Origin of the sequence: Streptomyces sp. NPDC014623, from assembly GCF_043088245.1 — a bacterium.
Taxonomy (GTDB): domain Bacteria; phylum Actinomycetota; class Actinomycetes; order Streptomycetales; family Streptomycetaceae; genus Streptomyces.
Window position 1 is genome coordinate 389,951 of the sequence record NZ_JBIBZU010000003.1, and the last position, 15,327, is coordinate 405,277.

At 69.5% G+C, this 15,327-nt stretch carries 12 protein-coding genes; all 12 read left to right on the forward strand.

Annotated features, from left to right (window positions below; genetic code table 11):
- Nucleotides 1-79 precede the first annotated feature (79 nt).
- The 12 genes from uvrA (at nucleotide 80) to pgi (ending at nucleotide 15,326) form a co-directional block, all read left to right on the forward strand.
- Complete coding sequence (uvrA, locus tag ACF1FZ_RS08095) at nucleotides 80-3,097, forward strand: excinuclease ABC subunit UvrA (protein WP_391772526.1); 3,018 nt, start codon at nucleotides 80-82, stop codon at nucleotides 3,095-3,097.
- A gap of 264 nt (nucleotides 3,098-3,361) precedes the next feature.
- Nucleotides 3,362-3,790 carry a Rieske (2Fe-2S) protein gene (locus ACF1FZ_RS08100; RefSeq protein ID WP_391772527.1) on the forward strand — a complete coding sequence of 143 codons (429 nt, stop codon included), beginning with the start codon at nucleotides 3,362-3,364 and terminating at the stop codon, nucleotides 3,788-3,790.
- 78 nt (nucleotides 3,791-3,868) lie between these two features.
- Complete coding sequence (uvrC, locus tag ACF1FZ_RS08105) at nucleotides 3,869-5,938, forward strand: excinuclease ABC subunit UvrC (RefSeq protein ID WP_391772528.1); 2,070 nt, start codon at nucleotides 3,869-3,871, stop codon at nucleotides 5,936-5,938.
- A complete protein-coding gene (rapZ, locus tag ACF1FZ_RS08110) occupies nucleotides 5,935-6,900 on the forward strand; it encodes an RNase adapter RapZ (protein ID WP_391772529.1) in 966 nt (321 codons plus the stop codon). Before uvrC ends, rapZ begins: the two co-directional genes overlap by 4 nt.
- On the forward strand, nucleotides 6,897-7,931 hold the full coding sequence (gene yvcK, locus ACF1FZ_RS08115; RefSeq protein WP_391772530.1) for a uridine diphosphate-N-acetylglucosamine-binding protein YvcK: 1,035 nt from the start codon (nucleotides 6,897-6,899) through the stop codon (nucleotides 7,929-7,931). Before rapZ ends, yvcK begins: the two co-directional genes overlap by 4 nt.
- A complete protein-coding gene (whiA, locus tag ACF1FZ_RS08120; protein WP_018104603.1) occupies nucleotides 7,922-8,911 on the forward strand; it encodes a DNA-binding protein WhiA in 990 nt (329 codons plus the stop codon). The genes yvcK and whiA overlap by 10 nt, the downstream gene beginning before the upstream one ends.
- Before the next feature lie 670 nt (nucleotides 8,912-9,581).
- Complete coding sequence (gene gap, locus ACF1FZ_RS08125) at nucleotides 9,582-10,592, forward strand: type I glyceraldehyde-3-phosphate dehydrogenase (RefSeq protein ID WP_104789935.1); 1,011 nt, start codon at nucleotides 9,582-9,584, stop codon at nucleotides 10,590-10,592.
- Nucleotides 10,593-10,704: 112 nt separating this feature from the next.
- Complete coding sequence (locus ACF1FZ_RS08130) at nucleotides 10,705-11,916, forward strand: phosphoglycerate kinase (RefSeq protein WP_391772531.1); 1,212 nt, start codon at nucleotides 10,705-10,707, stop codon at nucleotides 11,914-11,916.
- 5 nt (nucleotides 11,917-11,921) lie between these two features.
- Nucleotides 11,922-12,698 carry a triose-phosphate isomerase gene (gene tpiA, locus ACF1FZ_RS08135; protein ID WP_391772532.1) on the forward strand — a complete coding sequence of 259 codons (777 nt, stop codon included), beginning with the start codon at nucleotides 11,922-11,924 and terminating at the stop codon, nucleotides 12,696-12,698.
- Between the two features lie 138 nt (nucleotides 12,699-12,836).
- Nucleotides 12,837-13,073, forward strand: coding sequence for a preprotein translocase subunit SecG (gene secG, locus ACF1FZ_RS08140; RefSeq protein WP_014156893.1), 237 nt, complete (start codon nucleotides 12,837-12,839; stop codon nucleotides 13,071-13,073).
- Between the two features lie 109 nt (nucleotides 13,074-13,182).
- Nucleotides 13,183-13,518, forward strand: coding sequence for an RNA polymerase-binding protein RbpA (locus tag ACF1FZ_RS08145; RefSeq protein WP_078598194.1), 336 nt, complete (start codon nucleotides 13,183-13,185; stop codon nucleotides 13,516-13,518).
- A 155-nt stretch (nucleotides 13,519-13,673) separates the two neighbouring features.
- Entirely contained in the window at nucleotides 13,674-15,326 is a 1,653-nt protein-coding gene (gene pgi / locus ACF1FZ_RS08150; RefSeq protein ID WP_391772533.1) for a glucose-6-phosphate isomerase, read from the forward strand.
- The last annotated feature ends 1 nt before the right edge of the window (nucleotide 15,327 follow it).

The window sequence follows — 15,327 nt, forward strand, 5'->3', positions numbered from 1 at the left end:
GTACATCGCTGTGGCGCCCCCCATACCCTGGGGCAGGGGCTCAGTTCCCCCACTTCTCTCCAGAAAGGTGCGGACCGGCGTGGCCGACCGTCTCATCGTCCGTGGCGCGCGCGAGCACAACCTGAAGAACGTCTCGCTCGATCTCCCCCGTGACTCCCTCATCGTCTTCACCGGGCTCTCCGGATCGGGCAAGTCCTCGCTCGCGTTCGACACGATCTTCGCCGAGGGGCAGCGGCGCTATGTGGAGTCGCTCTCCTCGTACGCCCGGCAGTTCCTCGGCCAGATGGACAAGCCGGACGTGGACTTCATCGAAGGCCTCTCGCCCGCCGTCTCCATCGACCAGAAGTCGACCTCGCGCAATCCGCGCTCGACGGTCGGCACCATCACCGAGGTCTACGACTACCTCCGGCTGCTCTTCGCCAGGATCGGCAAGCCGCACTGCCCCGAGTGCGCCAGGCCCATTGCACGCCAGTCGCCGCAGGCCATCGTGGACAAGGTGCTCGGTCTGCCCGAGGGCAGCCGCTTCCAGGTCCTCTCCCCGCTGGTGCGCGAGCGCAAGGGGGAGTTCGTCGACCTCTTCGCCGATCTCCAGACCAAGGGCTACAGCCGGGCCAGGGTCGACGGCGAGACGATCCAGCTGTCCGAGCCTCCCCAGCTGAAGAAGCAGGAGAAGCACACCGTCGAGGTGGTCATCGACCGCCTCACGGTGAAGGACGGCGCCAAGCGCCGGCTGACCGACTCCGTCGAGACGGCGCTGGGCCTCTCCGGAGGCATGGTCGTGCTCGACTTCGTCGACCTCGATGCGGACGACCCCGAGCGTGAGCGGATGTACTCCGAGCACCTCTACTGCCCGTACGACGACCTGTCCTTCGAGGAGCTGGAACCCCGGTCCTTCTCCTTCAACTCCCCCTTCGGGGCCTGCCCGGACTGCACGGGCATCGGCACGCGGATGGAGGTCGACCCGGATCTGATCGTCCCGGACGAGGACAAGTCCCTGGACGAGGGTGCGATCCACCCCTGGTCGCACGGCCACACCAAGGAGTACTTCGGGCGTCAGATCACCGCGCTGTCCGACGCGCTCGGCTTCCGCACGGACATCCCCTGGGCCGGGCTGCCGCAGCGCGCCAAGAAGGCCCTGCTCCACGGTCACAAGATCCAGACCGAGGTCCGCTACCGCAACAGGTACGGGCGCGAGCGCGCCTACACCACCCCCCGCTTCGAGGGCGCGGTCCAGTACGTCAAGCGGCGTCACTCCGAGGCCGAGAGCGACTCCAGCCGGGAGCGCTTCGAGGGCTACATGCGCGAGGTCGCCTGTCCGACCTGCGAGGGGACCAGGCTCAAGCCCCTGGTCCTCGCGGTGACGGTCATGGAGAAGTCCATCGCCGAGGTCGCCGCGATGTCGATCAGCGAGTGCGCCGAGTTCCTGGGCCGCCTCAGGCTGAACGCCCGCGACAAGAAGATCGCCGAGCGGGTCCTCAAGGAGGTCAACGAGCGGCTGAAGTTCCTCGTCGACGTAGGCCTCGACTACCTCTCGCTGAACCGCGCCGCAGGCACCCTGTCCGGCGGTGAGGCGCAGCGCATCCGGCTGGCGACCCAGATCGGTTCCGGACTCGTCGGCGTGCTGTACGTGCTGGACGAGCCGTCCATCGGCCTGCACCAGCGGGACAACCACCGGCTGATCGAGACCCTGGTCCGGCTCCGGGACATGGGTAACACGCTCATCGTCGTCGAGCACGACGAGGACACCATCAAGGTCGCCGACTGGGTCGTCGACATCGGCCCCGGCGCGGGCGAGCACGGAGGCAAGGTCGTCCACTCCGGTTCGCTCGAGGAGCTGCTGGCCAACGAGGAGTCGATCACCGGTCAGTACCTCTCGGGCAAGAGGGCGATCGGGATGCCGGACGTCCGGCGTCCCGTCGACCCGAAGCGCCGGCTCACGGTGCACGGTGCCCGGGAGAACAACCTCCAGGACATCGACGTCTCCTTCCCGCTCGGCGTGCTCACGGCTGTCACCGGTGTCTCCGGTTCGGGCAAGTCGACCCTGGTCAACGACATCCTCTACACCCACCTGGCGCGCGAGCTCAACGGCGCGAAGTCGGTCCCCGGGCGGCACACCCGGGTCGAGGGCGACGACCTCGTCGACAAGGTCGTGCACGTCGACCAGTCACCGATCGGCCGTACACCCCGGTCCAACCCGGCCACGTACACCGGAGTCTTCGACCACGTCCGCAGGCTGTTCGCGGAGACGATGGAGGCGAAGGTGCGCGGCTACCTGCCGGGCCGCTTCTCCTTCAACGTCAAGGGCGGCCGCTGCGAGAACTGCTCCGGCGACGGCACGATCAAGATCGAGATGAACTTCCTGCCCGACGTGTACGTCCCGTGCGAGGTCTGCCACGGTGCGCGCTACAACCGGGAGACGCTGGAGGTCCACTACAAGGGCAAGTCCATCGCCGAGGTGCTGGACATGCCGATCGAGGAGGGCCTGGAGTTCTTCGAGGCCGTCCCGACGATCGCCCGTCACCTCCGCACGCTCAACGAGGTGGGCCTCGGGTACGTCAGGCTCGGCCAGTCCGCTCCGACGCTCTCCGGTGGTGAGGCGCAGCGGGTGAAGCTGGCGAGCGAACTGCAGAAGCGCTCCACCGGCCGCACGGTCTACGTCCTGGACGAGCCGACGACCGGGCTGCACTTCGAGGACATCAGCAAGCTCATCTCGGTGCTGTCCGGCCTGGTCGACAAGGGCAACACCGTGATCGTCATCGAGCACAACCTCGATGTCATCAAGACCGCCGACTGGGTCGTCGACATGGGCCCCGAGGGGGGCAGCGGCGGCGGCCTGGTCGTCGCCGAGGGCACCCCGGAGCAGATCGCCTCGGTGCCTGCCAGCCACACCGGGAAGTTCCTCCAGGAGGTCCTGGGGGCGGACCGGATCGGTGAGGCCGCGATGCCCCCCGCCCGCAAGGACCGTAAGGCGCCCGCGAAGAAGGCCGTGGCCGCGAAGGCGTCCACGGCCCGCAGGACGGCCACGGTCCGGACGGCCGGGAAGGCCGCGGCCGGACAGCCCGCGCCGAAGAAGGCTGCCCGCGTGCGGAAGGCCTGACACCGGCCGTAAGGCCGGCACCGCCCGGGTGGGGCGGCCCCCGCACAAGGGTGCCGCCCCACCTGGCGGCCAGGTCTTCCCGTCGGCCGGTTCGTCCGCCGGTCCCGCACATTCTCCGGGGCCGGTCGAAGGGGCGGGGTTCTCCGCCGGTATCGTCGGGTCTGTCGCCCATGCCATCAGATGCGGCCCGTGCCCGGAGTCCGTGGCACCCGGCGCCCCGGACGGTGACGGCGGCCCTCTGTCCCCCCGACCAGTGGAGAGCGCATGTCCGGCCTGCCCGCCGCCCGCCGTACCGTACTGAAGGGCGCCGCTCTCGCCGGTGCCGCCGGGCTGGGAGCGGCAGCCTGCTCGACCGACTCGAAGCTCGGCCACGCGCAGACGCCCACGCCCACCGCCCCGGTGGAGCTCGGCGCCGCGGACGAGGTCCCGGTCGGAGGGGCCAAGCTCTACCGCGAGCAGCGGGTCGTCGTGAGCTGCCCGGCCGCCGGCCAGTACAAGGCGTTCAGCGCGCAGTGCACCCACGCGGGCTGTCTCCTCGACAAGGTCGAGGGCAACGAGGGCAACTGCCCCTGCCACGGCAGCCGCTTCGACATGACCACGGGAAAGGCGCTGCGGGGACCTGCCACGGTGCCGCTGCCCTCCGTCCCGGTGAAGCTCGAGGGCGGAAAGCTCGTCGCGGGTCCCGGCGCCTGACCGGCCCGGCTGCTCGTCGCGGTCTCCGGGGTCCCCGTAAACGCCGGTCTGTCACTGTCCGCCAGTAGGGTGTGGGACATGGCAGACCCCTCCAGCTACCGCCCCAAGCCGGGACAGATCCCCGACTCCCCGGGGGTCTACAAATTCCGCGACGAGCACCGCCGGGTGATCTACGTCGGGAAGGCCAAGAACCTGCGCCAGCGGCTGGCCAACTACTTCCAGGACCTGGCCGGTCTGCACCCGCGCACCCGCACGATGGTCACCACGGCCGCCTCCGTGGAATGGACCGTGGTCTCCACCGAGGTCGAGGCGCTTCAGCTGGAGTACTCCTGGATCAAGGAGTTCGACCCACGGTTCAACGTCAAGTACCGCGACGACAAGAGCTACCCCTACCTCGCCGTCACGCTCGGCGAGGAGTTCCCGCGCGTCCAGGTCATGCGTGGCGCCAAGAAGAAGGGCGTGCGCTACTTCGGTCCCTACGGGCACGCCTGGGCGATCCGCGAGACCGTCGACCTGATGCTCCGGGTCTTCCCCGTGCGCACCTGCTCCGCGGGTGTCTTCAGGAACGCCGAGCGGACCGGCCGCCCCTGCCTCCTCGGATACATCGGCAAGTGCTCCGCCCCGTGCGTCGGACGGGTCAGCCCGGGGGAGCACCGTGATCTGGCCGAGGACTTCTGCGACTTCATGGCAGGCCGCACCGGGACGTACATCCGCCGCCTCGAGAAGGACATGGCGCAGGCGGCCGAGGAGATGGAGTACGAGCGGGCGGCCCGGCTGCGCGACGACGTGGGAGCGCTCAAGCGGGCCATGGAGAAGAGCGCCGTCGTCCTGGCCGACGCCACCGACGCCGACCTGATCGCCGTGGCCGAGGACGAACTCGAAGCCGCGGTCCAGATCTTCCACGTCCGCGGCGGACGGGTGCGCGGCCAGCGCGGCTGGGTCACCGACAAGGTCGAGGCCGTCGACACGGCAGGTCTGGTGGAACACGCGCTCCAGCAGCTGTACGGGGAGGAGACGGGCGACTCCGTTCCCAAGGAGGTACTGGTCCCGGCGCTTCCGGAGGATCCCGAGGCCGTGTCCCAGTGGCTCGCGGGCCGCAGGGGATCGCAGGTCAGCCTGCGGATCCCCCAGCGGGGCGACAAGAAGGACCTGATGATCACGGTCCAGCGCAACGCCCAGCAGGCGCTGGGGCTGCACAAGACCAGGCGCGCCTCCGATCTCACCACCCGCTCACGTGCCCTGGAGGAGATCGCCGAGGCACTCGGCCTCGACACCGCTCCGCTGCGCGTCGAGTGCTTCGACATCTCGCACCTCCAGGGCGAGGACGTGGTCGCGTCCATGGTGGTCTTCGAGGACGGCCTCGCACGCAAGAGCGAATACCGCCGCTTCCAGATCAAGGGCTTCGAGGGCCAGGACGACGTCCGGTCGATGCACGAGGTCATCGGCCGCCGCTTCAAGCGCTACCTCCAGGAGAAGGAGCGGACGGGGGAGTGGGAGGAGACCCCGGCGCCCACAGGACCCGTCCCCGCACCGGGTGAGCCCGTTCCCGGCGCGGTGACGCCCGGGGCGCCCGTCCCGCCGGACGCCGCCCCGGCCCGGGAGGAGCCCCGCGAGGACGACGGCCGTCCCAGGCGCTTCGCCTACCCGCCGCAGCTCGTCGTCGTCGACGGAGGGCAGCCGCAGGTCGCCGCCGCCAAGCGGGCCCTGGACGAGCTGGGCATCGACGACATCGCCGTCTGCGGTCTCGCGAAGCGCCTCGAGGAGGTCTGGCTGCCCGGTGACGACGACCCGGTGGTCCTGCCCCGCTCCAGCGAGGGCCTCTACCTCCTCCAGCGCATCCGGGACGAGGCCCACCGCTTCGCCATCACCTACCAGCGGGCCAAGCGGGCCAAGCGCATCCGCAGCAGCCCCCTGGACGACGTGCCGGGCCTCGGAGAGACCCGCAAGCAGGCGTTGATCAAGCATTTCGGTTCCGTCAAGAAGCTGCGGCAGGCGACAATCGAAGAGATCTGCGAAGTGCCGGGGATAGGGCGCAGGACCGCGGAATCGGTGGCCGTCGCCTTCGCCGCGGCCGCCCCGGCCGCGCCCGCCGTGAACACCGCCACTGGAGAGATCATCGAAGAGGACGACGGGGGCAGCAGGACATGACCGAGCACGCGCACGAACACCAGGACGAACGCGGTCGAGCAGACGGAGCAGGACACGTGAGTACGGGAAGCACCATGGAGAAGGCCGAGGCCGCCACGCCCGCCATCCCCGAGCTGGTGATCATCTCCGGGATGTCGGGCGCCGGGCGCAGTACCGCCGCCAAGTGTCTGGAGGACCTCGGCTGGTTCGTCGTCGACAACCTGCCGCCCGCGCTGATCCCCACGATGGTGGAGCTCGGCGCCCGGTCCCAGGGCAACGTGGCCCGCATCGCCGTGGTCGTCGACGTACGGGGCCGCCGCTTCTTCGACAACCTCCGGGAGTCCCTCGCGGACCTGGAGTCCAAGCACGTCACCCGGCGGATCGTCTTCCTGGAGTCCTCCGACGACGCCCTCGTACGCCGCTTCGAATCGGTTCGCCGTCCGCACCCGCTCCAGGGCGACGGCCGCATCGTCGACGGGATCGCGGCCGAGCGCGACCTGCTGCGTGAGCTGCGCGGCGACGCCGACCTCGTCATCGACACCTCCAGCCTCAACGTGCACGAGCTGCGGGCCAAGATGGACGCGCAGTTCGCCGGCGACGAGGAGCCGGAGCTCCGGGCGACGGTGATGTCGTTCGGCTTCAAGTACGGACTGCCGGTCGACGCCGACCTGGTCGTCGACTGCCGCTTCCTGCCCAATCCGCACTGGGTTCCGGAGCTCCGCCCCTTCACCGGGCTCAACGAGGAGGTGTCCGGCTACGTCTTCGACCAGCCGGGCGCCAAGGAGTTCCTCAACCAGTACACGGAGCTGCTGCAGCTCATCGCCGCCGGGTACCGCCGCGAAGGCAAGCGCTACGTGACCATCGCCGTGGGGTGCACGGGCGGCAAGCACCGGTCCGTCGCGATGTCCGAGAAGCTGGCGGCCCGGCTGGCCACCGAGGGGATCGAGACCGTCCTCGTCCACCGGGACATGGGGCGAGAGTGACCAGCCGCCATCTGCGTCAGCGCCGGCTGAGCAGGGCCACGGCCGCGCTCTCCGGCCGGAAGCGCGCCGCACAGCCCAAGGTCGTCGCCCTCGGCGGCGGCATGGGCCTGTCGGCCTCGCTCACGGCGCTCCGCCGGATCACCGGCGACCTCACGGCCGTGGTGACCGTCGCCGACGACGGCGGCTCCAGCGGCCGGCTCCGTGAAGAGCTCGGCGTCCTCCCGCCGGGCGACCTGCGCAAGGCGCTCGCCGCGCTCTGCGGGGACGACGAATGGGGCCAGACCTGGGCCCAGGTCATCCAGCACCGCTTCGAGTCCAAGGGCGACCTGCACGGGCACGCTGTGGGCAACCTGCTCATCGTGGCCCTCTGGGAACAGCTGGGCGACCACGTCCAGGCCCTCGACCTGGTCGGCAAGCTCCTCGGTGCACACGGCCGGGTGCTGCCCATGTCCGCCGTGCCCCTGGAGCTCCAGGCGCTCGTACGGGGGCACGACCCGGAGAGTCCCGAGGAGACGGTCACCGTGCGCGGTCAGGCGACGGTGGCGCTGACCCCCGGCGAGGTGCAGTCCGTCCACGTCGTGCCGGCCGACCCGCCGGCGGTCCCCGAAGCGGTGGCCGCGGTGCTCGACGCCGACTGGGTGGTGCTCGGCCCCGGGTCCTGGTTCTCCTCCGTGATTCCGCATCTACTGGTGCCCGAGCTGCTCGACGCGCTGGTGACCACGAAGGCCCGTAAGGTCCTCTCGCTCAATCTGGCACCGCAGCCCGGCGAAACAGAAGGCTTCTCACCGCAGCGTCATTTGGAGGTTTTGGGACGACACGCCCCTAAACTCGCCATGGACGTGGTGCTGGCCGACGAGGCCGCCGTGCCCGACCGCGAGTCCCTCGCCGACGCCGCACAGCGGCTCGGAGCCGCGGTCGAGCTGGCCCCCGTGGCCTCACCCGACGGCGTTCCGATTCATGATCCGGAGCTGTTGGCCGCCGCGTACGACCGTATTTTTCGGATGCATGGAAGGATCGGCCCATGGCGATGACGCCAGCGGTGAAGGACGAAGTCTCTCGGCTTCCCGTGACCCGGACCTGCTGCAGAAAGGCGGAGGTCTCGGCGATTCTTCGGTTCGCGGGCGGGCTGCACCTGGTGAGCGGCCGGATCGTGATCGAGGCCGAACTGGACACGGCCATGGCCGCCCGCCGGCTCAAGCGGGACATCCTCGAGATCTTCGGGCACAGCTCGGAGCTGATCGTGATGGCTCCCGGCGGACTGCGCCGAGGCTCCCGCTACGTCGTACGGGTGGTGGCCGGCGGCGACCAGCTGGCGCGCCAGACCGGCCTGGTGGACGGCCGTGGCCGTCCCATCCGCGGCCTGCCCCCGCAGGTGGTCTCGGGGGCCACCTGCGACGCCGAGGCGGCCTGGCGCGGTGCTTTCCTGGCTCACGGCTCGCTCACCGAGCCGGGCAGGTCCTCCTCGCTCGAGGTGACCTGTCCCGGCCCGGAGGCCGCGCTCGCCCTGGTCGGTGCCGCCCGCAGGCTGTCCATCGCGGCCAAGGCCCGGGAGGTGCGCGGGGTCGACCGTGTCGTCGTCCGCGACGGTGACGCGATCGGTGCCCTGCTGACCCGTCTCGGCGCCCATGAGTCGGTGCTGGCCTGGGAGGAGCGCCGGATGCGGCGCGAGGTCCGTGCCACGGCCAACCGGCTCGCCAACTTCGACGACGCCAACCTCCGCCGCTCCGCCCGCGCCGCGGTCGCCGCGGGTGCCCGGGTGGGGCGCGCGCTGGAGATCCTGGGCGAGGAGGTTCCGGAGCACCTCGCGGCGGCCGGACGGCTGCGCATGGAACACAAGCAGGCCTCCCTGGAGGAACTGGGAGCACTCGCCGACCCGCCGCTGACCAAGGACGCGGTCGCGGGCCGGATCAGGCGTCTGCTGGCCATGGCCGACAAGCGTGCCCAGGACCTCGGGATCCCGGGCACGGAATCGACCCTCAGCGAGGAGCTGGCCGACGGCCTCGTGGGCTGAGAAGCCGCCGGAGAGCACCGCGGCCGCCTTCCGGGTGCGGCCGGGCTCTGTCTCCGGGGCCCCGCCGGGCCCCGGAGACGGCGGAGTACGGCATTTCCCGGCCGGGACGGGATCCATTCCGAATGGGGCGTCGGCCTTTTCCCGGAATGCTTTTGAGTGAGACCCCGCACGGTTGAGCGGGGTGGACTTCCGTGTTCTCGCCGCTCCGGCACCCCGAAAGCGCGCGGACGGCCCAATATTTCATCGATTGAGTGCCGGGTCGCACGATTGAGCGCACAACTCGTGGTTCTGTCGCGGCACACTCCGAAAGCGCTTGCCACCGGCCTTTGCCTCCGCCGCCGACGATGGCCGAAAGCGCCACGGCCGAGTCCGTTCCGGTGACTCGCGGTGACATCGTGCCGACGGCTCCCGTCGTCCGCCCTATCGACACAAGGCGACCGGCTCCTGCGGTTGTTGACGCTTGGTGACCGCCTGGCGGGCGGGTCTGTTTCCGTAGTCCTCCTCGGCCGGAATCCGGTGCTCCTGCCCGGAAGTACGGAGATCCCTCTTCGTGGTGGCGCTCTCGATGTCACTCCGGGGGCTTCGGAGAGGTAGGGTCGGAGGCGGTCGGGGACATCCCTATAAAACTCGCCGGCATCGAAACCGGCGTTCCTAACGAGGAGATCGGTTCGTGACGATCCGCGTAGGCATCAACGGCTTTGGCCGCATCGGTCGTAACTACTTCCGCGCGCTGCTGGAGCAGGGTGCGGACATCGAGATCGTGGCTGTCAACGACCTGGGTGACACTGCGACCACGGCTCACCTGCTGAAGTACGACACCATTCTGGGTCGTCTCAAGGCAGAGGTCAGCCACACCGCCGACACCATCACCGTCGACGGTCACACCATCAAGGTGCTCTCCGAGCGCAACCCGGCCGACATCCCCTGGGGTCAGCTGGGAGTCGACATCGTCATCGAGTCGACCGGCATCTTCACCAAGAAGGCCGACGCCGAGAAGCACATCGCCGGCGGCGCCAAGAAGGTCCTCATCTCGGCTCCGGCCAAGGACGAGGACATCACCATCGTGATGGGCGTCAACCAGGACAAGTACGACGCGGCGAACCACCACGTCATCTCCAACGCCTCCTGCACCACCAACTGCGTGGCGCCGATGGCCAAGGTCCTCGACGAGAACTTCGGCATCGTCAAGGGCCTGATGACGACGGTCCACGCGTACACGAACGACCAGCGCATCCTGGACTTCCCGCACTCGGACCTGCGTCGCGCCCGCGCCGCCGCCGAGAACATCATCCCGACCACGACGGGCGCCGCCAAGGCGACCGCCCTGGTCCTCCCGCAGCTCAAGGGCAAGCTCGACGGCATCGCGATGCGCGTCCCGGTCCCGACCGGTTCCGCCACCGACCTCGTCGTGACCCTGCAGCGCGAGGTCACCAAGGACGAGGTCAACGCCGCGTTCAAGAAGGCGTCCGACGACGGCGACCTCAAGGGCTTCCTGACCTACACCGAGGACCCGATCGTGTCCTCGGACATCGTCGGCGACCCGTCGTCCTGCACCTTCGACTCCTCCCTGACCATGGTCCAGGAGGGCAACTCGGTGAAGATCCTCGGCTGGTACGACAACGAGTGGGGTTACTCCAACCGCCTCGTCGACCTGACCGTCTTCGTCGGTGGCCAGCTCTGATCCTAGGATCGGCAGGCATCCAGGTGTGATGTGAGGGGCTCGGACGGCGCGACGCGGCGCCGTTCGGGCCCCCTTGCATGCTCATCAGACCTTCCAAGGAGTAGGGGAACAGATGAAGACGATCGACGAACTTCTCGCCGAAGGGGTCGCGGGTAAGCGGGTATTCGTCCGCGCCGACCTCAACGTGCCGCTGGACGGCACCACGATCACCGACGACGGCCGCATCCGCGCCGTCCGGCCGACGGTCGCCGAGCTCGCCGCGGCCGGCGCGCGGGTCATCGTCGCCTCGCACCTCGGCCGCCCCGCGGGTGCCCCGGACCCGGCCTTCTCGCTGGCGCCCGCCGCCGCACGCCTCGGTGAGCTGCTCGGGGCCGAGGTCGCCTTCGCGGCCGACACCGTCGGCGAGTCCGCCCGTGCGACGGTGGCCGCCCTCACCGACGGTCAGGTGGCCGTCATCGAGAACCTCCGCTTCAACCCCGGCGAGACGTCGAAGGACGACGCCGAGCGCGGTGCCTTCGCCGACCGGCTCGCCGAGCTCGCCGATGTGTACGTGGGGGACGGCTTCGGCGCCGTCCACCGCAAGCACGCCTCGGTCTTCGACCTCCCGGCCAGGCTGCCGCACGCGGCCGGCGGCCTGATCGCCACCGAGGTCGGCGTCCTGAAGAAGCTCACCGAGGACGTCGCGCGTCCGTACGCCGTGGTCCTCGGCGGTGCCAAGGTCTCCGACAAGCTCGGGGTCATCGACCACCTGCTGGAGAAGGCCGACCGCATCCTGATCGGCGGCGGCATGGCCTACACCTTCCTCAAGGCCAAGGGCCACGAGGTGGGCATCTCGCTGCTCCAGGAGGACCAGGTCCCGGCCGTCCAGGGCTATCTCAAGCGCGCCGAAGAGCTCGGTGTGGAGTTCGTGCTCCCCGTCGACGTCCTCGTCGCACGTGAGTTCCCCGACCTGAAGACCAAGGCCCCGGCCCACCCCACCACGGTCGCCGCCGACGCCATCCCGGCGGACCAGGAAGGCCTGGACATCGGGCCCGAGACCCGCAAGCTGTACGCGGCGAAGCTCGCCGACGCGGCCACCGTCTTCTGGAACGGCCCGATGGGTGTCTTCGAGCACCCCGACTACGCCGAGGGCACCAAGGCGGTCGCCCAGGCCCTCGTCGACTCCCAGGCCTTCAGCGTGGTCGGCGGCGGGGACTCCGCGGCCGCCGTCCGCATCCTGGGCTTCGACGAAAACGCATTCGGCCACATCTCGACCGGTGGCGGCGCCAGCCTCGAATACCTCGAAGGCAAGACGCTTCCCGGACTCGCCGCACTGGAGGACTGACCTCAATGACCACCCGTACCCCGCTCATGGCGGGCAACTGGAAGATGAACCTCAACCACCTCGAGGCCATCGCACACGTCCAGAAGCTCGCCTTCGCCCTGGCCGACAAGGACTACGAGGCGGTCGAGGTCGCCGTCCTGCCGCCCTTCACCGACCTGCGCTCCGTGCAGACGCTGGTCGACGGCGACAAGCTGAAGATCAAGTACGGCGCCCAGGACATCTCGGCGCAGGACTCCGGCGCGTACACCGGTGAGATCTCCGGGCCGATGCTCGCCAAGCTGAAGTGCACCTTCGTCGCCGTCGGCCACAGCGAGCGCCGTCAGTACCACGGCGAGGACGACGAGGTCTGCAACGCCAAGGTGAGGGCCGCGTTCAAGCACGGGCTGACCCCGATCCTCTGTGTCGGCGAGGGCCTGGACATCCGCAAGGCCGGTGACCAGGTGCCCTACACGCTGGCGCAGCTCGACGGCGCGCTGAAGGACATCCCGGCCGAACAGGCCGAGTCCGTCGTGATCGCCTACGAGCCGGTCTGGGCCATCGGGACCGGCGAGGTCGCCACCCCCGAGGACGCCCAGGAGGTCTGCGGCGCGATCCGCGGCCGCCTCGCCGAGCTGTACTCGCAGGAGCTGGCCGACGCCGTCCGCATCCAGTACGGCGGCTCGGTGAAGTCCGGCAACGTCGCGGCCATCATGGCGCAGCCCGATGTGGACGGCGCCCTGATCGGAGGCGCCGCGCTCGACGCCGACGAGTTCGTCAAGATCGTCCGCTTCCGCGACCAGTAGGATCGTCCGCTCCCGCGACCGGTGAGTATGCGGGGGCACGGATCCGTCGTACCCTTGCGGGGGCCGAGGGGGGTGCACCCCCCGGCCCCCGCTGTTCGTACATGCAGTCCTAGGAATTCCGGAAAGTAGGGACCAGCCGTGGTTTTGGCGTTCGAGATCGCCCTGATCGTCTTCAGCCTGCTGCTGATGCTGCTGGTGCTGATGCACAAGGGAAAGGGCGGCGGCCTTTCCGACATGTTCGGTGGTGGGATGCAGTCCTCCGTGGGCGGCTCGTCGGTCGCCGAGCGGAACCTCGACCGCATCACCGTCGTGGTGGGTCTGGCCTGGTTCGCGTGCATCGTCGTCCTCGCGCTGCTCATCAAGCTGGACAGCTGACCCGTCGTCCGCGATTCCCGGTGACGGTGTAACTCCTTTCACTGGACGCGCGTTGGGCCTTACGTAGACTGGGGCATCTTCGAGCACCATCACGCAGGGAGTTACGACCGTGGCAAGTGGCAACGCGATCCGGGGAAGCCGGGTCGGAGCGGGGCCGATGGGGGAGGCCGAGCGAGGCGAGTCCGCGCCGCGCCTCCGCATCTCCTTCTGGTGCTCGAACGGGCACGAGACGCAGCCGAGCTTCGCCCATGACGCGCAGGTACCGGAGACCTGGGACTGCCCGCGCTGCGGCTTCCCGGCCGGACAGGACCGGGACAGCCCACCGGCCCCGCCGCGCACCGAGCCGTACAAGACGCACCTGGCGTACGTGCGCGAGCGGCGCAGCGACGCGGACGGCGAAGCCATCCTCGCCGAAGCCCTCGCGAAACTCCGCGGCGAGATCTGAAAGCCTTTCACCGGCCGGTCACCCCCTGGGTGCCCGGCCGGAATCCGTATGCCGCCCCGTGGCCCGCCGTTGCCCCGCCGTACCCTCCGGATCAATTAGGTTGGAGGAGCAGCGGGGAAGGTTGCAGGTACGAGAAGAAGTGGGCGATTTCCGGGATGAACGCACAAGGCCGAACCAAGCTCAACCAGATGCCCGAGTGGGCGGCTCTCGGCAAGCACCGTGAGGAGTTCGGCGACACGCATCTGCGCCGGCTGTTCGCGGACGCGCCGGACCGCGGGGCCGTGTACACCCTCCGGGTCGGCGACCTCCACATCGACTACTCCAAGCACCTGGTCACCGAGGAGACACTCCGTCTGCTGCGGGACCTCGCCGACGCCACCGGAGTGGCCGCGCTGCGGGACGCGATGTTCCGCGGCGAGAAGATCAACACCACCGAGGACCGCGCCGTCCTGCACACCGCGCTGCGCGCCCCGCGCGACGCCGTGATCGAGGTCGACGGCGAGAACGTGGTGCCGGCCGTGCACGCCGTCCTCGACAGGATGGCCGCCTTCTCCGACCGGGTCAGGGCCGGGGAGTGGACCGGTCACACCGGCAAGCCGGTCAAGAACATCGTGAACATCGGCATCGGCGGCTCCGACCTCGGGCCGGCCATGGCCTACGAGGCGTTGCGCTCCTTCACGGACCGCTCGCTCACCGTGCGCTTCGTGTCGAACGTCGACGGCGCCGACCTCCACGAGGCCGTCCGTGACCTGGACCCGGCCGAGACGCTGTTCATCGTCGCGTCCAAGACCTTCACGACGATCGAGACCATCACCAACGCCACCTCCGCCCGCGACTGGCTCCTCACCGGGCTGCGGGCCGGTCAGGAAGCCGTCGCCAAGCACTTCGTGGCGCTGTCCACCAACGCGGACAAGGTGACGGACTTCGGCATCGACACCACCAACATGTTCGAGTTCTGGGACTGGGTCGGCGGCCGTTACTCCTACGACTCGGCGATCGGCCTCTCACTGATGATCGCCATCGGCCCGGACCGGTTCCGCGAGATGCTCGACGGCTTCCACCTCGTCGACGAGCACTTCCGTACCGCCCCCGCGGAGGGGAACGCGCCGCTGCTGCTGGGCCTCCTGGGCGTCTGGTACGGCCAGTTCTTCGACGCGCAGTCCCACGCGGTCCTGCCCTACAGCCACTATCTTTCCAAGTTCACCGCCTACTTGCAGCAGCTGGACATGGAGTCCAACGGCAAGTCCGTGGACCGGAACGGCGATCCGGTCGAGTGGCAGACCGGGCCGGTCGTCTGGGGCACCCCCGGCACCAACGGACAGCACGCCTACTACCAGCTGATCCACCAGGGCACGAAGGTCATCCCGGCCGACTTCATCGGCTTCGCGTCCCCGGTCCAGGACCTGTTGCCCGGGCTGATCGCCCAGCACGACCTGCTGATGGCCAACTTCTTCGCCCAGACCCAGGCGCTCGCCTTCGGCAAGACACCCGACGAGGTGCGTGCGGAGGGCGTGGCCGAGGAGCTCGTGCCGCACAGGACGTTCCGCGGCAACCACCCGACGACCACGATCCTCGCCGAGCGGCTCACCCCCTCGGTGCTCGGCCAGCTGATCGCGCTGTACGAGCACAAGGTCTTCGTCCAGGGGGCCGTCTGGAACATCGACTCCTTCGACCAGTGGGGCGTCGAGCTGGGCAAGGTGCTCGCCAAGAAGATCGAGCCGGTCCTCACCGGGGGCACCGGCGGCGAACAGCTGGACAGCTCCACTGCCGCGCTCGTGTCGGCGTACCGCTCACTGCGGGGCCGCTGAG